The following is a 21,118-nucleotide window of genomic DNA, read 5'->3' as shown; positions in this document are numbered from 1 at the left end:
CCTCCCCCTCGCCGCCGGACACGGCTCCGGTCCGGCCCGGTCAGGGGGTCAGCTTCCCCTGGTGTCCACCGCGCCATTCGGCCAGCAGGACCGTGGCGTCGTCGTCGAGTCGTTCGGCGTGGTGCTCCATGACGGCGTGGATCAGCCGCCTCAGGGTCTCGTGCAGCCCGAGTCGACCCGAGTGGTGGCGCAGGATGAACTCGATGAAACGGTCCCGGCCGAACCGGTGACCGTTCCGGTCGCGTGCCTCGATGATGCCGTCGGTGTACAGCGCCAGGCGGTCACCCGGTTCCAACTGGTCATGACACAGGGTGATGGGCAGGCCCAGATCCGTACCCATCGGCCCGGCCGGCGGGCAGCGCAACTCCTTCGACCACCTTCCGGTGCGGATGAGCACGGGAAGGGGATGGCCGCGATTGACCCAGCTCAGATGTCCGGTGTCCAGGTCCAGTTCGGCCAGGATGCCGGTGGCGTAGCGGTGGATGCCGAACTGTTCCATCAGCGTCCGCTCCACCACCCGGCTGGTCTCGACCGGATCGGCGCCCTGGCGACGGGCGTTGCGGCAGGCGGCCACCGCCACGTTGGCGGTGAGGCCGGCGGTGGCATCGTGGCCCATCGCGTCGAACACCGCCAGGTGCATGGTCGAGCCGGCCAGGGCGTAGTCGAAGGCGTCACCGCCGATCTCGTAGGCCGGCTCGGAGACCGCGCCGATGGTGACGTTGTGGCCGGCGTAGGCGGGCGGTGGGGTGAGGTTCCACTGCATCTCGGCGGCCACGTTCATCGGCGCGGTGCGCACCAGGCGCGCGTAGGAGTCGCTGAAGGAGCGTTTGCTCAGCATCAGCAGCGCCACCGTCGACGCCAGACCCCGCAGCGCCTCCCGGGCCCCCTCGTCGTCGCCATCGGTGTCCGCGCGCAGCACGCCCAGTCGCTCCACGCCATCGGTCATCGGCACCCACCACCGCCGCGACCCCGGTTCGCCGGGCGTCGTGTTCGGCTCGGGGAGCAGGTCCACCCGCTGGTAGGCCAGGCCCGGCAGTGTGCCGTCGACCCGCAGCTCCAGCCCTCCCGCGCCGGCGTCGGGCCCGTGCCCGGTGACCTCGCGCAGGACCGTCTCCTGGAGATCCACCGCGAAGAAGACGACCCGGCGCAGCCCCACGGCGGAGGAGTACTCGGCCACCAGCCCCGGCAACCCCTCGAACGTCACGGTGTGGCTGACCACGATCAGGTCGACCAGTGCCCTCGACACCCGGGCGGGATCGGTCACGATGGAACCTTTCTCCGGAACGAGTCGGTCTCCGCCGGCCGCGCCGCACGGTCCCCGGCGCGCTCCTCCGACGTCGGGTTCCCCTCGATATACCCCTCACCCCTCCGTCCGCCCGGAACCCCGGGAGTCCCGGGCGTTTCCTTCGGCTCGGACCTCCGCCCCCCGGCCCCGGACCGGGGGGCGGCGATCTCCGGGGCACGGAGGCTCGGCCAGGGGGCGTCCCGCGGCCGCGTCAGCCGGTGGGGCGTCCCGCCGCGAGCAGGTCGGTCACGTCGTCCACCAAGTCGCTGCCGGTCTCCCCGACCCGACCGAGTCGGGAGCGGAAGCCCTCGAGTTCGCGGAAGGCATCGGCGTACACCGCCTGGTCCTCCAGCGGGAGTTGCAGCACCCGCAGGCGTCGGATGTCCACCCGGGAGGAGGTGGACGCATGGCTGCCCGCCCGACGTCCGTTGGAGGGCGCGCGCAGACAGCCGGCGAGGAAGTGGGCGTCCAGCTTCGTCGGATCCACCCGCAGGACGTACAACTGGGGCCCGAGTGCGGTGGGCGGCCCCTCGTGCACCCACGCCTCGAAGGCGCGCAGAACGCCGGCGACCACGACGTCCCCCCGCTCGGCGATCACGGCTGCCGATTCGGCGGGCACGAACCCCCCGGGCCCGTTGTCCGACAACAGGTCGGTGAGGGTCAGGAGGGGGACGGACGGGTTCCCGGCGGTCGTCGTGCCTTCCAACGGCTGTTGTCCCGCGCGCAGTGACAGCGCCCCGGCCTTGACGAGTTCCCCGATGGCGACAGTGGTCCGCGGCGGGCGCCGGTCGAACTCCAGTTCCGACAGTCGCCGGGCACGACGGGCCAGATCCGTCAGCAGTCCCGCCGTGTCCCTCCACGCCCCGGCGAGTTCGGGGCCGGACGGCTCGGTGTTCACCGCTGTGTGGCGGCCGGGGGTCACGTCCACCTCGTCGTCCAGCAGGTCGATGAGGGGAACCCGGACGGCACCGTCCGGCGGGCTCGTCTCCGGCCGGTCGAGAAGTTCCACGGCGGACAGGACGAAGGAACGGAGGGCTTCCCAGTGGGGGCCGGATTCCCGGGGACCGCTCCTCGCGAACCGCGTCGCGTCGACGAGGAGGGCGTCCCGGGCGGGCGGGGCCGCGTCCGGGTCCCCGGGGGTGGCGCGGAGCACCCACAGTTGGAGCGAGACGCTGTGCGGCTGGGCACTGCCGGGCGGCAGCGCCACCACGGCCCGCAGCGCACCGGTGCGCAGCAGGGCCCCCCGGACACGGCGGCCGGCCCTGCGCGAGGCGACGGCGGGGGGCAGGAGGATCACCGCGACCCCGCCGGGGCGGAGATGGGCGAGCAGGTGTTGTACCCAGGCCAGTTCGGGCTCGGTCCGGGGAGGCAGGCCATGCGTCCACCGCGGGTCGGTGGCGAGCTCCTCGTAGCCCCAGTCGCGTTCGTTGAACGGGGGGTTGCACAGCGCGATGTCCACCGTCTCACCGGGGAACGGATCCCGGCGCAGGGCGTCGGCGGTGACGATCTCCGTCCGGGCATCGTCCCCCTCGGTGACGAAGTCCAGTCGAGCGGAGGCCAGGGCGGCGAGGGTGGGGTCGCGATCGCAGGCCGCCACGACCGTGCGGGACACCGGGGACTCCCGCACGAGGGCGGCAGGCAGGTGCCCCGTTCCACAGGCGGGGTCGAGGACGGTGAGTTCCCGGTCGTCCCCGCCGAGACGGGCCTCGAGCGCGATCCGTGCCATGAGGGCCGCGAGGGGCGGGGGAGTGGTGCTCAGTTGGCGCACATGGGTTTCCAGCCACCGTTGGAGCAGGAACTCGAAGGTCTCGCGCGGCCCCTCGGACAGCCCCAGCTCCACCGCCTCGCTCACCACCTTCTCCGCGTGGGGGGAGAGTTCGGTGTGGGGGGTCGGTGTACGGGGCGAGCCCATGCGGCGAGCGGTCTCGGCGACGGCCAGCCCCGACTCGTCCCTGCTACCGAGCGCCTCGAAGCGGGGCCACAGGAGTTCGCGCCCCGCGACGCCGTCGATTTTGCCGTTCTCCCTCAGCCACCCCTCCACCTCCGCCAGGGAGAACTGCGGTCCGGCGTCCGTGCCCCCGATGCGTGCCGGAAAGGAGTCGTGCCGCCGCCGCCAGTTGCTCACCGCCGCACGTCCCACGCCGGCGATCCGGGCGATCTCGGCAAGGCTGACGGGCACGGGCTCGGTGGTACTCATCGACGGTCTCCGATGTGGTGGGGCGCGTGCGGATGGGAGCGGCGGCGGCCGGCACCCGGGCATGGCTTCAGTTGAGAGGCTACTACCCTCATTGACTCAGTTCACAGAGCGACTATCCGGGATAGCCGTGCGAAAAATGTGGAGGGTGGGAGAATGCGGGGAATCACGACGGGAACGGTGCTCCTGGAGCGTTACCGGCTCGAATCGCCGCTCGGTCGAGGCCTGATGGGCCGGGTGTGGCGGGGAAGGGACCTGCGGCTGGAGCGGCCGGTCGCAGTGAAGACCGTGGCGGCGGACCTGCTGGCCGTCCCCGCGAGCCGTGAGGAGGCCCTGCAGCGGTTTCGGAGGGAGGCGAGGGCCGCGGCACGTCTGGACCATCCGAACACGACCACCGTCTTCGACGCGTCGATCACGGACGGCACGTGCTGCCTGGTGATGGAGCTGATCCGGGGCACCACCCTGGAGTTCCTCTTCGACGAGCGGGACGAGGGACGGTTCGACGTCCCCACCGCGGTCGCCGTCGCGGCCCAGTTGTGCGCCGGCCTGTCGGCCGCCCACGCGGCCGGACTCGTCCACCGCGACCTCAAGACCCAGAACGTCATGGTCCGACGCGACGGGATGGTGAAGATCCTGGACTTCGGGTTGGTGAAGGTCCTCGCGGACACCGACCCACGTCTGACCATGACCGGGGAGAGCATCGGCAACATCCTGTGCGCGTCACCCGAGCTGCTCTCCGGAGGAGAGCGGCTGGACGGGCGCAGCGACCTCTACGCGGTGGGCTGTCTGCTGCACCACATGCTTACCGGCGGGACGCTCTTCGCCACCGACCGACCGGCGCTGTTGGTCACCCATCATCTGACCTCCTCCCCGCCACCGGTGGCGGACTCCGGCGTTCGGGTCCCGCGGGAACTGCAGGAGCTGATCACCGCGCTCCTCGCCAAGAGTCCCGGGGACCGTCCCGCCTCCGCGGCCGAGGTGTACGAGGCCCTGGTGCCCCATCTCCCTGCTCCCCTGCCGGGAGCGGCGACTTCCCCGGGGTTTCGCGAGGACCCCCGCCGCCCCTTCCTCGTGCCCCAGGGGCCGAGTCCGGTGTGAGCGTTGGGGAACGACGGGAAGCAGTGGAAAAATCGTCCCGCCGGCCGGTCGGCGGGGTTCCCGGTCCGACCCGGCGGAACGAGGGGCGCGGTGGGCGCCGGGAGTGGGGAGGGGCGCGATGGGGCGGAGTCTCGGACGGTACGAGCTCACCCGGGAGTTGGGCCGTGGTGGCATGGGCGTCGTTTGGGCGGCGCGGGATCGGGAGAACGACCGCGAGGTGGCGGTGAAGCTCCTCGCCCCCCGTGGCGCGAACGCGGACCTCACCACGTTGGAGCGCCGCTTCCTCCGCGAGATCCGGATCACCGGTCGGCTGAACCACCCGGGCATCCCCGCCCTCCACGATCACGGGAACCACGGGGGCGAGTTGTACCTCGTCATGGATCTCGTGCCCGGCGACGCGCTGGACGCCGTCCTGAAGAACGAGGGCCCGCTGCCCGTCGAGCGGGCCGCGGACATCGTCCGACGGACGGCCGAGGTGCTCGCCCACGCCCACGAGCAGGGTGTCGTCCACCGCGACCTCAAGCCCTCGAACCTGATGGTCACGCCCGACGGGGACATCAAGGTCCTCGACTTCGGCGTCGCCGCCGCCCTCGATCCGCAGCCCGGAGAGACCCGCTTCACCTCGTCGAACGTCACCCCCGGCACCGTGGTGTACATGGCCCCCGAGCAGGCGATGGGGCGGACCGAGCCCGCCGCGGACCTGTACTCGCTGGGCTGCGTCCTGTACGAACTGCTCACCGGGGCGCCGCCCTTCGTCTCCGCGAGCCCGTTCATGCTCTACCACCACCACGCGCAGGATCCCGTGCCGGCGCTCGACGAGCGCCGGCACGGCGTCCCGGCCGGACTGCGGGAGCTGACGGAGGCGCTCCTGGAGAAGAAGCCGGAGAACCGGCCGGCCTCCGCGGCCGAGGTGGTGGCCCTGGCCGCCGCGTGGGCGCCCGAACCGGCGCGTTCCCCGGGGCGGACGCGGATCCCGCACCCCCGGCTGGCCGAGATCGACGGCCTGCGCCTCCGCGGGCGCCCCGCCGACGCCCTGCGCGGATACGAGGATCTCCTGTCAGGCGCGGGTGCCGCCGGCGACCTCGGACGGGCCGACATCCTGGCGGCCCGGGTCGGGCGCGCCCTGTGCGCGGGGGCGCTCGGCCGCACGCGTGAGGCGCTGGACGAGTTGGAGTCGGTCCTCGCCGAACAGCGCGAGCTCCCGGGGCCCGATGACGCCGCCGTACTGGACACGCGGTACGAGATCGCCGTACTGCTGGCCCGTGCGGGCGAGCGCTCCGTCGCCGGTGAGATGCTCGAGCGCCTCGCGATCGACGAGGACCGTGTCCTGCCCGACGGTGACGCCCGGAGCCGCCGTGCCCGCGCCCTGCTCGAACGGTTGCGCCGCATCGCATGAGCCGGCCCGCGAACGAATTTCTGTAACCTCAGTTCACGGATAATACTGCATGTTACTCTGCGAACGCATTGTCCGGAGGGGCACGGGGAACCGCCCGCGGACCGCAGGCCACACCGAGGGGGAACAGTACCCATGACGCCGACAGCCCAACGGGAAACCGTGCGCACCGAGTCGGAGCGCCTCCCCCGGGAGGGGGACCTCGTCGAGGTGCGCGGCCAGTCCTGGGTGGTGGCCCGGGCCGAGCCCTCCCCGCCCCGTGACGGCGCGTCCCGAACCGCCACCCTCGTACACCTCCAATCCGTCGCCGACGGCCGCTTCGGGGACACCCTCTCCGTCATCTGGGAGGTCGAACCCGGCCGCCGCGTCCTGCCCGCCGGTTCCCTCCCGGACGCCTCCACCGGCGCCTACGACCCCCCGGCCCGCCTCGCCGCCTTCCTGGACGCCGTCCGCTGGTCCGCCGTCGCCTCGGCCGACACCAGGACCCTCCAGGCCCCCTTCCGCTCCGGCGTCGCGGTCGAGCCCTACCAGCTGGAGCCGGTCTCCCGCGCCGTCGGCGCGCCCCGCGTCAACCTCCTCCTCGCCGACGACGTGGGCCTCGGCAAGACCATCGAGGCCGGCCTCGTCGTCCAGGAACTCGTGCTGCGCGGCCGGGCCCGGCGCGCCATGGTGGTCTGCCCCGCCGGCCTCACCCTCAAATGGCGCGACGAGATGGCCGAGAAGTTCGGCCTGGAGTTCACCATCGTGGACTCCGAGCACTGCGCCCGCCTGCGCCGCACCCACGGCACGGCGGCCAACCCCTTCCGCGTCCACCCGCTCACCATCGTCTCCCTGCCCTGGCTGCGCGGCCGGAAGGCCCAGCGTCTCCTCGACGAGGTCATCGACACCCCCGGCGGGAGCGGCGACGGCGAGCACAAGCGCTTCTTCGACCTCCTCGTCCTCGACGAGGCCCACCACGTGGCGCCCGCCGCGCCCAAGCAGGTCTACGCGGTCGACTCCCAGCAGACCAAGCTGATCCGGCGCCTCGTCCCGCACTTCGAGCACCGCCTCTTCCTCTCCGCCACCCCGCACAACGGCTACCCCGAGTCCTACACCGCCCTCCTCGAACTCATCGACGACCAGCGCTTCGCCCGCGGCGTCGACCCCGACCGGGAGGCCCTGCGGGACACCGTCGTGCGCCGCCTGAAATCCGCGGTCACCCGGGCCGACGGCACGCCCCGCTTCCACACCCGCCGGACGCTGGAACACCCCGTCGACTACACCCCGCGGGAGCGGGAGATCCACCGCCTGCTCGGCGAGTTCGCCGAACTGCGCCGCGCGAAACTGGCCCCGAGGGCCCGGGGCGGGCGCCGGGCCACCGACCTGGTGACCCTGCTGCTGAAGAAGCGTCTGTTCTCCTCCCCGGCGGCGTTCCTGCACACCGTCCGGGTCTACCTCTCCCACCTGGAGGACACCGCCCCCGGCCGGGGCCACGCGGCGGCCGACGAGGTCCCCGAGTGGCTGGAGGAGTTCGCCGACCTGGTGGCCGACCTCGACGACACCGGCCTGGCCGAGGCCGAGGACGACGCGCTCACCCGCTCCACCTCCCTCACCCCCGCCGAGGACGGCCGCGAACTCGACCTGCTGCGCGACATGGAGCGCTGGGCCCTCACCCACGAGGCCGCCCCCGACTCCAAGGCAGCCGCCCTCATCGGCCTGCTCAAGGCCGTCTGCCGCACCTCCGACGGCGGCCACTGGACCAACGAACGGGTCGTCGTCTTCACCGAGTACCGCGACACCCAGGAGTGGCTCCACGACCTCCTGCGGCAGGAGAGGCTCACCGACGGCGGCCGGGTCGAGCTCCTGCACGGCGGCCTGTCCGCCGAGGAACGCGAACGCGTCCGCCTCGGCTTCCAGACCGACCCCTCCCGCCCCGAGGGCAGGGTCCGCGTCCTGCTGGCCACCGACGCCGCCGGCGAGGGCATCGACCTGCAGAACCACTGCCACCGCCTGATCAACTACGACATCCCCTTCAACCCCAACAAACTCGAACAGCGCATCGGCCGCGTCGACCGCTGGGGCCAGACGGAGGACCCGGAGATCACCCACTTCATCGGCTCCGGCTGGGAGCGGGCACAAGCCGGCTCCTACGAGGCCGACCTGGAGTTCCTCTCCCGCGTCGCCCGGAAGGTCGCCCGCATGGAGCACGACCTCGGCTCCGTCAACGCCGTCCTCGCCGACGCCGTGCAGCGCCGCATGACCGGCGACACCACACCCGTCGACATCGACAACGCCCGCCCCAGGACGATCAGGGGCCGCCGCACCGGCGGCGAGGTGGCGCCCGACCAGAACGTCACCGCGCAGACCAAGCGGCTCGCCGACCAGTACGGGGAGACGGTGACCGTCCTCGGCCTCACCCCCGCCAACGTCAAGCGGGTCGTGGACACCGCCCTGGAGCTGGACCACCAGCCGCCCCTCCTGCCCTCCACCTTCCGCGCCGAGGACTTCGAGCCGGGCGACCTCTTCGAGGTCCAGCCGCTCTCCGGCAGCTGGGAGCGCGCCACCCGGGGCCTGGCCCACAAACTCCGGGAGGGCGAGCAGCGACCCCTGACCTTCTCCCCGGCCGTCGCCGCCCGGGGCCGCGAGGACATCGTCCTCGCCCACCTCAAGCACCCCCTGGTCGCCCTCTCCACCCGCCTGCTGACCGCCGCCGTCTGGAACGCCGACGGCGTCGGCCTCCACCGCGTCACCGCCGTCGTCTCCGACGACCCGGCCCTCACAACCACCCTGGTCTCCGCCTACGCCCGCTACGTCCTGGTGGGCACCGACGGCACCCGCCTGCACGAGGAGGTTTTGTACGCGGGCGGTTGGTTCGGCGACACCGGACGCTTCCGCCGCTGGGAGTCGGTCAACGAACAGGGCCGCGTGCTCTCCCGGGCTCTCACCGCGGGCACCGAGGCGGCCCCCCACCTGCGCGGGGAACTCACCGGTGCCTGGCCGAGGCTCCGCGACCCCCTCTACCGCTCCCTGGAGGCCCGCGCCGCCGAACTCGGCCGCCAACTGGAGAGCCGCCTCGCCGACCGCCGGGCCGAGGAGGAACGCCGCATCACCGCCACCCTCGACCGCTTCGAGGCGAGCCTGCGCGCCAAACTCAGGGAGGAGGGCGACGGGGAGGGCGAACAACTCGCCCTCGTCTCCACCCACGAGCTGACCGGCCACGAACGCCGCCAGTTCGAGGACGACCGCCGACGGTGGCGCGAACGCCTCGACGGCCTGCCCGCCGAACGCGACCGCGAGCTCGCCGCCATCGCCGCCCGCTACCGCGAGCCCCGCTCCCACCTCTTCCCCGCCGCCGTCGTCTTCGTGATCCCCGCCGAGGAGGCCCGCCGATGAGCACCCGCCGTCCCGTGAACCGTGGAATGGCCGCCGCGAGGGCCCGTGCCGTCGACGGTCGCCTCCAGCACCAGGAGTGGCTCGACCTCACCGAGGTCTCCGGCCCCTTCCTCACCATGCCCGTCCTGCTGCGCGCCTGGCCCCAGCTCGACCCGCTGGAGAAGGACGAACGCGCCCGCCTGCGCGCCCGCCACGCCGACTGGCAGACCGACCCGAGGGCCGGCCGCGACGAATGGGTCGCCCACCTCCTGGGCCGACTGCTGGGCTGGGGGGACGCCCTGGCCCTTCGCCGGGGCGACGCCGAGCACCACGGCCTGGACTGCCTGACCCTGCGCGTCCCGGAGCACGACACCGAGGTGCGCCCCGACTTCGCGCTCGTCGAGCCCGGCGCGGACCTCGCCGTCGAGCCGGACGCGGAGTCCGCCGCCAAGCGGGTGCGGCTGCTCGGCCTCACGGTCCCGACCGGCACGGTGCCCACCGCCCGCACGGGTGGCGCCGGCGAGTGGACCGCGTCCCCCGCCGACCGCCTGGCCCGCCTCCTGCGCCACCACGGCGTGCCCCTGGGCCTGGTCACCGACGGCCGCTGGTGGTGCCTGGTGTGGGCACCGGTCGGCGGCGTCACCACCACCGCCGTCTTCGACGCCATCGGCTGGAACGAGGCGGCGGAACGCAACGTCGTCCGCGCCTTCTCCTCCCTGCTATCCCGCCGCCGCTTCTTCGAATACGACGAGGCCGACACCCTCGTCGGCCTGCTCAAGGAGAGCCTCGCGGCCGGCGAGGACGTCACCGAGGCCCTGGGCGTCCAGGTCCGCCAGGCGGTGGAACTCCTCGTCGACGCCATCGGCCGCGCGGACGCGCGCGCCATGGAGAACGGCGCCCCCGGCCTGCACGCGAGCGGAGTGGGCGCGGGCGAGGTCTACCGGGGCTCGGTCGCGGTCATGATGCGCCTGGTCTTCCTGCTCTTCGCGGAGGAGCGCGGCCTGCTGCCCGCCGACAACGAGGTGTACGCCCGCTCCTACTCCGCCCGCTTCCTGCGCGACGAACTCAAGGCCCGCGCGGACGAGGAGGGCGAGACGGCGCTGGAGCACACCACCTCGGCGTGGCACCGGCTGATCGCCCTCTTCCACGCCGTGCACGGGGGAGTGGACCACCCCGGCTCCGGCTTCCACCTCCCCGCCTACGACGGCTCGATCTTCGACCCCGAGACATACCCCTGGCTGGAGCGCACCACCCCGCTGCTGCCCATCGACGACCGCACGGTCCTGCACATGCTCCGCGCCGTGCAGGAGGTCCGGGTCGGCAAGGGCAAACAGCGCGAGGTCCGCACGCTGAGCTTCCGCGCCCTGGACGTCGAGCAGATCGGCTACGTGTACGAGGGCCTCCTCTCGTACGACGGACGCCGGGCCACCGAGCACATGGTCGGACTCATCGGCCCGGCGGGCCTCGAACACGAGGTGCCGCTGCGGGAGCTGGAATCCCTGGCGGCGAAGGCCGGCGGCTCGGTGAAGACGCTGGCGAAGTCCATCCACGAGAAGTGGAAGGACCCCAAGCCCCCGGCCACCGCCGGACAACTGGAGAAGCGCCTCGCCTCGCTCGGCACCGAGGCCGCGGCCGAGGCCCGACGCCGGCTCAACGCCGTCACCAAGGACCCGGCCCTCACCGACCGCCTGCTGCCGTTCGTCGGCATCCTGCGGGAGGACCTGCGCGGCCTGCCGACGGTCATCCCCAACGGCACCCTGTACGTCACCGAGTCCTCGCTGCGGAAGAACACGGGCACCCATTACACGCCCCGCTTCCTGGCCGAGGAGGTCGTCCTGCACGCCCTGGAGCCCCTGGTGTACGAGCCCGGGCCGCTCCGGACGGCGGACAAGGGGGAGTGGCGGCTGAAGTCGCGTGACGAGATCCTCGACCTGAAGGTCGCGGACATCGCGATGGGCTCGGCGGCGTTCCTGGTGGCGGCCTGCCGCTACCTCGCCGACCGGCTGATCGAGGCGTGGGAGAAGGATGGCCGCGCGGACGCGGCGGCCTACCGGGCCGGCCGGTCCGTCGACGCCGTGACGGCGGCCGACGCCGAACAGGACCCCGTGGTCGTCGAGGCCCGCCGCCAGATCATCGAACACTGCCTGTACGGCGTGGACATCAACCCGATGGCCGTGGAGATGGCCAAGCTGTCGCTGTGGCTGGTCTCCATGGACCCGGGCCGCCCGTTCACCTTCCTGGACGACCGCTTGGTGTGCGGCGACTCCCTGCTCGGCGTGCACACCATGGAGCAGATTCGTGCGGAGCACCTCAGACCGAGCCGGAAGCGCAGCCTGTTGACACAGCAGGTGGACGAGCGTGCGGAGGTATTGAAGCTGAAGGCCAGAGAGCTCAAAGAGCTTCGTTTGGCCATCACCTCGGTCAAGGGCGTCGACCTTCCCGCCCTGCGACGGAAGCGGGAGCGGCTGGCGGAAGTCAACCGGCACTCGGCACGTTTGCGTCTCGTGGGGGACCTGCTCGCGGGTGCTGCTCTGGCAACCTGTGCCTCGGGACGGGTTCCGTGGTACGCCGAGGACGGGGGCAAGCGTCTGAGGGACCTCTTCCCCCGGGCGGAACTCATCGTCGAGAAGATCATCGACGAACAGGTGCCCGCTGACGCCCCCACGGTGCTGACCGCTCGCGAGACAGCACAAGCATGGCTTTCCTCCGAGCTGCCGGAGGGCAGCTTGGAGCGACGTCCGGTGCACTGGCCGCTGGCCTTCCCGGAGGTGTTCACCGAACACGGAGGCTTTGACGCGATCATCGGTAACCCGCCCTTCCTCGGCGGCCAGAAGCTCACCGGCACGATGGGCGAGGCGTACCGCGAGTACATGGTCGACTACCTTGCCAACGGCAAGCGAGGTAGCGCCGACCTCGTCGCCTACTTCGAGCTCCGCGCCCACCAGCTCCTCAACCATCGAGGACAGACCGGGCTCATTGCCACCAACACCCTGGCCCAAGGTGATACGCGAGAGGTAGGGCTCGACCAACTGGAAACGAGGTCCACCATCCGGCGGGCGATCAAGAGCGCGAGATGGCCCTCGAAGTCGGCCGCGCTGGAGTACTGCGCTGTATGGACCACGGTGCCGGCAGTTGCCGAAGGAGCGGCACGAATCCTTGATGGTGAGCAGGTCAGGGGCATCACGACCTCCCTGGACCCACAGTCGAGGGTGACAGGACGACCGCACCGGCTGGTAGCAAACGCAGGGAAATCGTTCCAGGGCTCGATCGTCCTGGGGAAGGGGTTCATTCTGTCGCCGGAGCAGGCCGAGGACCTGATCCAGCGGGATACCCGCAACAAGGACGTGCTCTTCCCCTACCTCAACGGGGAGGACCTCAACTCGCGGCCGGACTGCTCGGCAAGCCGCTGGGTGATCAACTTTCACGACTGGCCCGAGGAGCGGGCGCGCGAGTACCCGGAAGTATTCGACATCGTCGAACGGTACGTGAAGCCCGAACGCATGAAGGTTAAGCACAGTAAGAACGCCCGCCAGAAATGGTGGTTGTACGAGCGCAGTAGGTCAGACTTGTATTCCAAGATCCGCAGTCTTGATCGTGTCCTGGCGGTAGCACGCGTCAGTAAGACTGGTTTGCCCGTTTTTATCCCTACGGGGCAAGTGGCAAGCGAGCAGGTCGTTATTTTTGCAACAAGCCATCCCTCGTCACTTGCTCTGCTCAACAGTGGTATCCATAGGGCCTGGGCGATTTATCGAGGGTCTAGCCTAAAGGGTGATCTTCGCTACACCCCCTCTGATATTTACGAAACCATGCCCATTCCCTCCAAATTTGAAGAGCTGAACAAGGTGGGAGAGAAGCTTGACCTGCACCGCCGCGCCATCATGAAGGGGCGCCAAATTGGCCTGACTAAGCTGTACAACCTAATGCATGACAGTAGCGTGAATGATCTTGACATTAGACAACTCAGGGAGCTTCATCAAGAAATTGATGTGATCACGGTTCAGTGCTACGGCTGGAATGACCTACAGTTGTGTCACTCATTTTTTCAATCCCGAAACGGAGAGCGCTTTGGGTTGCCGGCATTCGTAAGTGTAGAGGTTGTGGATCGCTTGACGGAGATGAACTTGACAGAGGTGGCCTCACCTGGAGCTTCTCGACTTTTTTGAAGAATTTCTAAAACAGTACTCCACCGCCCACTTCAAGTCTCTTCTGTGATTTTCCTTCCTTGTGGTTTAGCTCTAGCAGCCTGTCTAGGATTTCAATCCTGGTTTTCGCGGGGAAAGTGAAGCGAACACCTTGACGGGTATCGAAGAAGTCGTGCTCCAGTGAAATATCTTCCCACCCGTACGCTTGGGCTACTACCTCATTTACCTCACGGTGAAATCTTCGAATACTTGTGATGTCAAGATCGATGATGTTTGGGTCGTGAATCAAATTGTAAAGTTTCGTCAGGCCCAACTGGCGATCCTGCATTACGAGGCTGCGGAAATCCGCCAATCTGATTCCACTCGAATCCATGGCGGACGTGGCTTCGACCGGATGAGGCATTGTCTCGTACACGTCGGATGGCGTGTAGCGAATCCTGGTTTCCAGGGTGGAGGCCTGCGCCTCGACCCAAGCGCCATGGATACCACTGTCAAGCAGTGCCAGGTGGCTCATCTCCGACGTGGCAAAGATTCCGAGCATGTGTGAAAAGACCTGACCGGTCGGCACAGCAACAGGCATGACGGTGCGCGATACAAGGGCTACCGCCAGGACACGATCCTGTCCTCGCAAAGCTTTGAGCATGGCCGGACGCTTCTCCGCGTACTGCCACCAGTAGTCGCGGTATACCTTGCGGTTGTTCTTCATGCGTTCGGGCTTCACGTACCGTTCGACGATGTCGAATACTTCCGGGTACTCGCGCGCCCGCTCCTCGGGCCAGTCGTGAAAGTTGATCACCCAGCGGCTTGCCGAGCAGTCCGGCCGCGAGTTGAGGTCCTCCCCGTTGAGGTAGGGGAAGAGCACGTCCTTGTTGCGGGTATCCCGCTGGATCAGGTCCTCGGCCTGCTCCGGCGACAGAATGAACCCCTTCCCCAGGACGTATGAGCCGATGTAGGCCCCCGGTCGCTTGCCTCTTTTCCCTGATACCAGCCGAATGCCCAAGGGGGATTTCAGGGCACTAGTGGAGAAGTTCAAGTCAATTTATGAACGACTAGTTTCTCTTCGGGTGATGGGTGCACACTCTTCTTCTATGGTTCTTGCTGAGTTCATCGCTGCGCAGCGTGCTGACGGATACTCGAACAACACCATCGGCGCCAGAGTCCGTTGCATCCGTGCCATAGCCAGAGCCGCTCTCGTCCGGGTTGAGGAACTGACGGTGCGGCATGTAATGAGCTACTTCGCGTCACGCCCTCTCAAGCCATGGTCTCGTCGGACGTACTTGAACCATCTGCAATCTTTCGGTAAATGGAGAGGAGTGGACCTTGTGACCGGCATACGTAAACCTCCGGCCCCGCGCTCCACTCCCAATCCTCTAGCGGAAGAGGAGCTGGGACGGTTGATGACCAGTGCCAGAGGACCTCATCGGGCCTGGGTGTTACTGGGGGCCTTCTGTGGGCTTCGCGCACATGAAACGGCCAAGATCAGGCGTGAAGACATCTCGATACTCAACGAGGGAGAGGTGATCCTGCGAGTACAGGGTAAGGGTGGGCGAGTTGACACAGTGCCGATACCTCCGGTCGTCGTCCGTGCGCTGAACCTGTCCGGCGGCGGCCGACTGTGGGATGGAATAAGCCCGGAGCGGATATCGCGCACCATCGCCGGTATTGCGGCCAAGCACGGTATCCGGATGCGGTATCACCAGCTCAGACACCGGTTCGGCACAGCTGTGTATCGAGCGTCCGGACGGGACCTCCTGTTGACCCAGCGCCTCATGCGTCATGCCTCACCTGCGACCACTGCTGGTTATGCGGCGGTGGCTGACGATCAAGTCCATTCCGTGGTGAGCGCTCTACCGGGAGCCGACCCAGACAGCCTGGCAAAACGATCTCGAAAACGTCGTGTCATCGCTTGTGCATCTTGCGGTGGCTGAGGGGCGGGTGAGATCGGGAAATAGCACGTCTTCATCAGGCACGGGTCTACTCCTGCGTGATGCAAAACGAGGGGTGCCTGTCCTCTCTATTTCGCGGTGTATGCCGCGAACGCAGACCATTCCACCCGGCCGACCCGTAGTGTCGGCCCGACGCCCGCGACCTTGGAGTCCCGTACATATACGACATTACGGCCCACGGTCACCTCGACGCAGTCGCCGCCGCTCGTCCCGCTGTAGCTGCTCTTGAACCATGTCGGTTCGCTCGCATGAGTGGTGTACCGATCGGTGCTCATAGCTCCCCTGCCATGCGCTGGATGAGACGGGCGGACTCCTCGGTGCTGAGAGCCTGTGTCCGCAGCATCCCATACCGCAACCAGAACTCGCTGATCTCGTCTCGATCGGACCTGACGGTGACGACATCCTGCGCTTCCACATAGACGTGTCGTGTGCGATCTGTCGATTCCAGCAGCACCATGGGCCCGTTGAGGCCGCTGTGGGCGCCCCGGGTGGCCGGCATGACCTGGACCTCGACGTTGCGCCTCCGGGCACACTCCACCATGTGCTCCAACTGTGGGCGCATCACGGTGCTGTCTCCCACCACGCGTTGAAGCGCGTCTTCCTCCACGACGAACACGAAGACGATTGTGGGGTTCGTGCGGGTCAACAAGGCCTGGCGGGCCAGGCGGGCCGCCACTCGGTGTTCGATGGTCTCCTCATCCAGGGGAGGGAAGTGGGCTTCAAGCAACGCCTGGGCGTATGTCTCGGTCTGTAGGAGACCGGGGATGAGCAGAGGATCGTAGGAGAACCTGCTGAGGGCCTCGGCCTCCAGCAACGAGACATTGCGGAAGAAGCGGGGAAGTTTGGCGCGGTCCACCTCGTCCTGGAGGACTTCCAGGACCCCGCCCGCCTCCAGCACCCGATCCGCCGCCCTGGTGAAGGCGGCCTTCGCGGGACGTCGCCCCTGTTCGACGGAGGCGACCTGTTCGAGCGAGTAGCCGATGGCCTCGCCGAGTTCCTGTTGGTTGAGTCCGGCCCGCTTGCGCAGGTGCTGGAGCAACCTGCCGTACGCCGACCACGCTCCCGGCAGTTCGGTCCCCTCTTCCCTGGCCTTCGTCGCGCGCCCGTTCCGCTCGTCCCGTACCGCCTTCACCGCATCCCACACCCTTCCGTGCCTGCGCGGCGCCCCACCGACCGCCGCCCGTGTCACCCTCACGCCACCGGGGACGTGTTCAACGCGGTACATCGGAACCGGGACACGGCCCGGACCCGTACAAAGCCCGTACAGGGATGGCGTCGGCATGTTCGCGGTGCTCCGGGCCTTCCGTACGGTGGTGGGGAGGTACGGCTTTTCGACCTGGCCGGCGTGGAGTTTCCGCCCCCACGGTGGGACCGTGACAGCGCAACAGACCGCCGACGGGGCACGGCCGCCCCACCCCCCGACCCACCACCTGAGCCTGAGCCTCAGCGGCACGCGACGTGGTGCCCGGCTCGCTCGGCTGCTCGCCGTTCAGCAGTTCACGGAGTGGACCGGCCTGCCGTACGCCTCCGACACCGTTCAGGCTGTCGCCCTCGTCACCGCCGAGTTGGCCGCCAACGCCGTCGCCCACGGCAGCCCTCCCGGCCGTGACTTCCGACTCGGGCTGCTTCTGCTGTCCGAGCCCGTTCCCGTGGTCCGGATCGAGGTGACCGACACCCGTCCCGAGCGCCGTCCCTCCCGCCTCGCGGATCACGGGGCACCGGACTTCGAGTCGTCGTCGGGCCGTGGCCTGCTCCTGGTCGAGGCCCACGCGGAACGCTGGGGGTGCGAGACCCGTGACGCGGAGACGAAAACCGTCTGGGCCGAGGTGCGCCGCGAGAGGTGAGGACCTCTCCCCGCGCCTCCCGCCGGGCGGGCCGGGCCGACACCGGCGGCTCCGCGCCCCGGATATGCACGTGCCGCCCCCTCCCGATACCCCGGTGTCGGGAGGGGTGCGGCGGGTGGTACGGGCCATACTGGGGCCATGCTTCTTCCCGGCGATCAGTTGTCGCCGCTCCACCACCACCTCCTGCGGGAGCTGGACCTCGGTGACCTCCCGGCCCCCGACACCTCGCCGGAGTCCTACACGGCCCGGGGCCTGGACCCGGACGCGGTCCGGGACGTCCTGCCGTTCCTGAAGTGGACCGGGTTGGTCGAGCGGCCGGACGGTGACGGGGGCACCGTCCGGCTCACCCCGTTGGGAGCGGCGACCAGGCTCGACGCCGAGTGCGACGGGTTGGCCGAACGCCTGGGCGCGGTGGTGTCCTTCGCCGACACCATCTCCCGGGGAGCGGCCCCCCGTCTCGCCGCCCATGCCCTGCGGTGCCTCGCGGACGGCACCTGGACCCTGGAGCAGGCAGAAGCCCACGTCCGCACGGGAGGGCCGGGCGGCGACGCCTCATGACTCGTCCGACCGGCCGAAGTCCAGCACGACGCGACGCCGGGCACGGTCCGCCCCCGGCTGCGGGGGCAGCACACCCGCCGAGGTCAGCTCGGCGACGGTGACCACCGGCGATCCCACGATCTTCGTGGTGAGCGCCTGCTGGGCGGGGGCGAGGTCGGTCAGCCGCCGCAGGACGGACAACAGCTCGATCAGCTCCTCCGTCCACACGCTCGGCCAGGCCGTCACGTGGATGTCGTCCAGAGGGCTGGTCCTGCGGCTGGTGGGGGAGGCCTTCCGGTAGCCGAACCACTTCTTGACGACGTTCATGCCGCCGACCTCGTAGGCCCACACCTCCGGCGGGACACCCGTGAAGGCGCCCGGCCCCACGCGCAGCGTGCCGGACTCCTCGTCGTACTCCACCTTCTCGGGGACGGCCGCGCCGATCGGGGCCGTGTACCGCACCTGCCGTGGATCGCCCGCCGGGAACCCGACGCCATCCCGGTCGGACGCCGGCTCCTCCGGTGGGGCACCGGCCTCGCCGTAAGTCACCGCCCACAGGAACTCCCGGCCGAGGCGGACCGCTTCGCGCCACAACCCCGGGTCACGGGTGAGCGGCAGCCGGACGCCGGGGGTGAGGAGCTCCTCGGCGAACTGCTCGGTGAAGGCGCTGTGCCCGGCGACGGCCACGGCGTAGGCTGCGAGATCGTGCACCGTCACCTCCTCCAGCCCCAGAACCCCGGCCAGGTGCCGGAGCAGACCGGTGGGGACGTTGCCGCTGCCGTCCGGATGGAGAACCGGATGCACCCTGCCACCCCGGCCGTTGAAGTGATGGGTGTCGGGCAGCAGTGCGGTCGCCACCAGGGCGGGACCGCTGTGAATGACGTGGCTGCTCTGCTGGTTGAGAAAGACCTGGCCGGGTTGCAGGGATTCCCACAGGCTTGTCCGGGGCCGGTCCATGACTCGATGGTCGGCGATGAGCCATTGTCGATCGAAGCTTCGCAGAGCGATGCGTAGGAGATGGGGGCGAGTGTCCCTCTCTCCAATGATGGTTCGGTCGGGATGTGGGTGTCCCGGCAGGCAACTCACCCGCTGATCGAGTTGCCGTCCCTCCGTCTCCTTGAACAGAACGGCCTTGACCTCAGGGTCCTCCTCCGCCAGGAGACGGGCCCAACGGTGCCGCAGAACCGAGGTGGACGGCGAGTTCACCCACCCCCTGTTGGTGGTGATGCCGAGACTCCCCCAGGGGAACAGGTCGTTCAACTCCGGATAGTCGTCCCACCCGGACAGCGACGCCGGGGTGAAGGGGCGGAAGCCCCGGGAGTGCGTCTCCCGCCACTCGCCGTCGTCCAGGCGCAACTCCCGCAGTTGGGCGAACTTCTCCGTCCGCCTGCCGTGCAGGGAGCGGTAGTGGACGCGGGCCGGGGTGTGGGCGTCGTGGTCCGCGCGCCGCACGAAGACGCAGATCGACAACGGCTGCGCCACGTGCGGGAAGACGCGGGTGGCCACGTCCGAGCGCTGCCCCTCGGGAGAGAGGTTGATGATCCACCCCTCGTCGCACGTCCTGCGCAGGTACTCGCGCATCCCGCGTCCGGCGGGGCCGGTGGCGAAGGCGGACGGGGTGATGAAGCAGACGACGCCGTGCCGGTCGTCCCCGTGGGCGTCGAAGACCTTCCAGGTGGCCCAGCGCCAGAAGTAGACGTACATGTTCTTGAGCGCGTGCTCGTACCGGCCGTTCCCCGGGAGCCGGAAGTCGTCCAGGGGAGGGCGGCCCTGGCCCTTCACCCGCTTCTCGATCCAGCCCCCGCGGTTCTCGGCCTTGTCGTCGTACGGCGGGTTGGAGATGACCACGGTGACGGGGACGTTGGCCTTGACGTGGTTGGCCCGGGCCCGTGACCTGGAGAGGGCCGCGTAGGTCGAGGCGAACTGTTCGTCCTGGACGTACGGGTCGTCGAGGGTGTCCGTGACGTAGAGCTTGAGACCTTCCGCGGGGAGCCGGGCACCGTGCTTGCGCAGCAGGTCGGCGGCCCGCAGTTCGGCGACGGCGAAGGGACCCATCTGGAGCTCGAAGCCGTAAAGGCGCTCGGCGAGGCGACCGATCGCGTCGGGGGCCATGGCGTCGCCGTACCGCTCGGCGGCCCGGCGGGCGACCCGCTCGATGACGGTGTGCAGGTAGGTGCCGGTGCCCATCGCGGGATCGACGATGTGCACGCTCTCGTCACCGTAGCCGCGTGCCTTCCCCAGTCGGGTGCGCAGCACCTCCTCGGTGAGGCGGACCATCTCCTCGACCACCTGGTGCGGCGTGTAGTAGGAGCCGCTGCGCTGGCGGAGGCGGTCGTCGTAGACGGAGAGGAACGACTCGTACAGGTGGAGGTAGGCGTCCCGGTTGCCGTTCCGGATGGTCTCCCAGTCGACCCCCTCGATGGTCCGGGCGAGCAGGTCCAGGGTCACCGTGAACCGGTCGTTGACGTTGTCGGTGAGCAGCTGGAGCGCCTTGCCCATCAGAGCGTGATCGGCGTGGAGCAGGCGGCCGATCTCGTGGAATCCGGTTCCGCGCAGCGGGATGCGTTCGGTGCGGGCGAGCAACAGCGCGAAGGTGACGGTCTGGGCGTAGCCGTCGGCGAAGGTGGCGTCGTCGGCGGTGGGGAAGAGCAGCCGACGCCAGTCGCCGCGCAGGCCGGTGAAGGGGCGGTCGCCCGGGTTCGCCTCGTCGTCGCCGAGCCGCGCCTCCGCCCGCAGCTGGTCCCGCACGGCCTCGCGCAACAGGCGGCACAGGGGGGCGATGTGCTGGACGAGGACGGAGACCCGCCGGATCGTCGGGGGACTCCAGCACAGGACCGCCTGAAGCAGCGCGTCGAGGGCGGCGGGGTCGCTCGCGGCCAGCTTCCCGCCGGCGCTTTTCAGGGGGCCGGGGAGCACGACCTCCTCGCCGAGCTGAACACCGTGGCGGAAGACGCGCCAGTGCGTGCCGTTGGTGTAGAGGAGGTTGGGCAGGTCGCGCAGGCGTTCCCACTGCTTCCTGTCGTGGCCGGTGAAGGAGTCGGGGTCGATGTTCTTCCCGGGCCGCTTGACCTCGATGTAGCCGGTGATGTCCGCGCCGACGCGGACGGCGTAGTCCGGTCGCACCCGCAGGTGGGGGATGCGGGTCTCCGGGTGCCAGGTGACCCCGGACAGACGGTGGTGCGCGGCCACCGCGTGGAACAGCTGCTCCAGCGGGGTGCGGATGGCCGCCTCGCGGTCACCGGGGCCGGTCAGGTTCCGTTTGCACTCCGCCCCGAAGACGGACACGGCGTCCCGGAGCCACTGAAGGCGTGCGTCGGTCATCGGATCG

Annotated in this window: 13 protein-coding genes; 7 read left to right on the top strand and 6 right to left on the bottom strand. The window is 69.5% G+C overall.

Features of this window, described 5'->3' with window-relative positions:
* Positions 1-40: 40 nt before the first annotated feature.
* Both FOE67_RS00550 and FOE67_RS00545 read right to left on the bottom strand, forming a co-directional pair.
* Positions 41-1,264 carry a PP2C family protein-serine/threonine phosphatase gene (locus FOE67_RS00550; RefSeq protein WP_182659746.1) on the bottom strand — a complete coding sequence of 408 codons (1,224 nt, stop codon included), beginning with the start codon at positions 1,262-1,264 and terminating at the stop codon, positions 41-43.
* Between the two features lie 232 nt (positions 1,265-1,496).
* Positions 1,497-3,482, bottom strand: coding sequence for an N-6 DNA methylase (locus tag FOE67_RS00545; protein WP_182659745.1), 1,986 nt, complete (start codon positions 3,480-3,482; stop codon positions 1,497-1,499).
* Between the two features lie 153 nt (positions 3,483-3,635).
* Between FOE67_RS00545 and FOE67_RS00540 the strand changes: the two genes are divergently transcribed.
* The 4 genes from FOE67_RS00540 (at position 3,636) to FOE67_RS00525 (ending at position 13,484) form a co-directional block, all read left to right on the top strand.
* Complete coding sequence (locus FOE67_RS00540) at positions 3,636-4,577, top strand: serine/threonine-protein kinase (RefSeq protein ID WP_182659744.1); 942 nt, start codon at positions 3,636-3,638, stop codon at positions 4,575-4,577.
* Between the two features lie 118 nt (positions 4,578-4,695).
* Positions 4,696-5,973, top strand: a complete 1,278-nt coding sequence (locus FOE67_RS29925) for a serine/threonine-protein kinase (RefSeq protein WP_182659743.1) — start codon at positions 4,696-4,698, stop codon at positions 5,971-5,973.
* A 132-nt stretch (positions 5,974-6,105) separates the two neighbouring features.
* A complete protein-coding gene (drmD, locus tag FOE67_RS00530) occupies positions 6,106-9,342 on the top strand; it encodes a DISARM system SNF2-like helicase DrmD (protein ID WP_182659742.1) in 3,237 nt (1,078 codons plus the stop codon).
* Positions 9,339-13,484, top strand: a complete 4,146-nt coding sequence (locus tag FOE67_RS00525) for an Eco57I restriction-modification methylase domain-containing protein (RefSeq protein WP_228473411.1) — start codon at positions 9,339-9,341, stop codon at positions 13,482-13,484. Before drmD ends, FOE67_RS00525 begins: the two co-directional genes overlap by 4 nt.
* Before the next feature lie 7 nt (positions 13,485-13,491).
* On the opposite strand, the gene FOE67_RS00520 is transcribed toward FOE67_RS00525, so the two are convergent.
* Positions 13,492-14,496, bottom strand: coding sequence for a type IIL restriction-modification enzyme MmeI (locus tag FOE67_RS00520; protein ID WP_182659741.1), 1,005 nt, complete (start codon positions 14,494-14,496; stop codon positions 13,492-13,494).
* On the opposite strand from FOE67_RS00520, the gene FOE67_RS30720 reads away from it, so the two are divergent.
* On the top strand, positions 14,456-15,391 hold the full coding sequence (locus tag FOE67_RS30720; protein ID WP_438874170.1) for a tyrosine-type recombinase/integrase: 936 nt from the start codon (positions 14,456-14,458) through the stop codon (positions 15,389-15,391). The two genes, FOE67_RS00520 and FOE67_RS30720, sit on opposite strands and share 41 nt — an antisense overlap.
* A gap of 86 nt (positions 15,392-15,477) precedes the next feature.
* Here FOE67_RS30720 and FOE67_RS00515 read toward each other — a convergent pair whose 3' ends face one another.
* Positions 15,478-15,684, bottom strand: coding sequence for a DUF397 domain-containing protein (locus FOE67_RS00515; RefSeq protein ID WP_182659740.1), 207 nt, complete (start codon positions 15,682-15,684; stop codon positions 15,478-15,480).
* On the bottom strand, positions 15,681-16,553 hold the full coding sequence (locus FOE67_RS00510) for a helix-turn-helix domain-containing protein (protein ID WP_323383939.1): 873 nt from the start codon (positions 16,551-16,553) through the stop codon (positions 15,681-15,683). The genes FOE67_RS00515 and FOE67_RS00510 overlap by 4 nt, the downstream gene beginning before the upstream one ends.
* A gap of 229 nt (positions 16,554-16,782) precedes the next feature.
* On the opposite strand from FOE67_RS00510, the gene FOE67_RS00505 reads away from it, so the two are divergent.
* Together FOE67_RS00505 and FOE67_RS00500 are read left to right on the top strand one after the other, a co-directional pair.
* Positions 16,783-17,253: an ATP-binding protein gene (locus FOE67_RS00505; protein WP_323383937.1), complete on the top strand. Its 471-nt coding sequence runs from the start codon at positions 16,783-16,785 to the stop codon at positions 17,251-17,253.
* Between the two features lie 138 nt (positions 17,254-17,391).
* Positions 17,392-17,811: a hypothetical protein gene (locus FOE67_RS00500; RefSeq protein WP_182659737.1), complete on the top strand. Its 420-nt coding sequence runs from the start codon at positions 17,392-17,394 to the stop codon at positions 17,809-17,811.
* On the opposite strand, the gene FOE67_RS28745 is transcribed toward FOE67_RS00500, so the two are convergent.
* On the bottom strand, positions 17,806-21,118 hold a 3,313-nt coding region (locus tag FOE67_RS28745), incomplete at its 5' end, for a type ISP restriction/modification enzyme (protein ID WP_323383935.1). The genes FOE67_RS00500 and FOE67_RS28745 overlap by 6 nt on opposite strands.

Source organism: Streptomyces calidiresistens (genome assembly GCF_014141525.1).
In the GTDB taxonomy this organism is placed as follows: Bacteria; Actinomycetota; Actinomycetes; order Streptomycetales; family Streptomycetaceae; genus Streptomyces; species Streptomyces calidiresistens.
The sequence above is the reverse complement of the archived record's forward strand: the minus strand, read 5'-3'. Positions and strand labels throughout refer to the sequence as shown.

Excerpts from the sequence above, each read along its gene's own strand:
- FOE67_RS00545 (WP_182659745.1), bottom strand. The coding sequence starts at position 3,482 with ATGAGTACCACCGAGCCCGTGCCCGTCAGCCTTGCCGAGATCGCCCGG.
- FOE67_RS00540 (WP_182659744.1), top strand. The coding sequence starts at position 3,636 with ATGCGGGGAATCACGACGGGAACGGTGCTCCTGGAGCGTTACCGGCTC.
- FOE67_RS29925 (WP_182659743.1), top strand. The coding sequence starts at position 4,696 with ATGGGGCGGAGTCTCGGACGGTACGAGCTCACCCGGGAGTTGGGCCGT.
- drmD (WP_182659742.1), top strand. The coding sequence starts at position 6,106 with ATGACGCCGACAGCCCAACGGGAAACCGTGCGCACCGAGTCGGAGCGC.
- FOE67_RS00525 (WP_228473411.1), top strand. The coding sequence starts at position 9,339 with ATGAGCACCCGCCGTCCCGTGAACCGTGGAATGGCCGCCGCGAGGGCC.
- FOE67_RS30720 (WP_438874170.1), top strand. The coding sequence starts at position 14,456 with ATGCCCAAGGGGGATTTCAGGGCACTAGTGGAGAAGTTCAAGTCAATT.
- FOE67_RS00515 (WP_182659740.1), bottom strand. The coding sequence starts at position 15,684 with ATGAGCACCGATCGGTACACCACTCATGCGAGCGAACCGACATGGTTC.
- FOE67_RS00500 (WP_182659737.1), top strand. The coding sequence starts at position 17,392 with ATGCTTCTTCCCGGCGATCAGTTGTCGCCGCTCCACCACCACCTCCTG.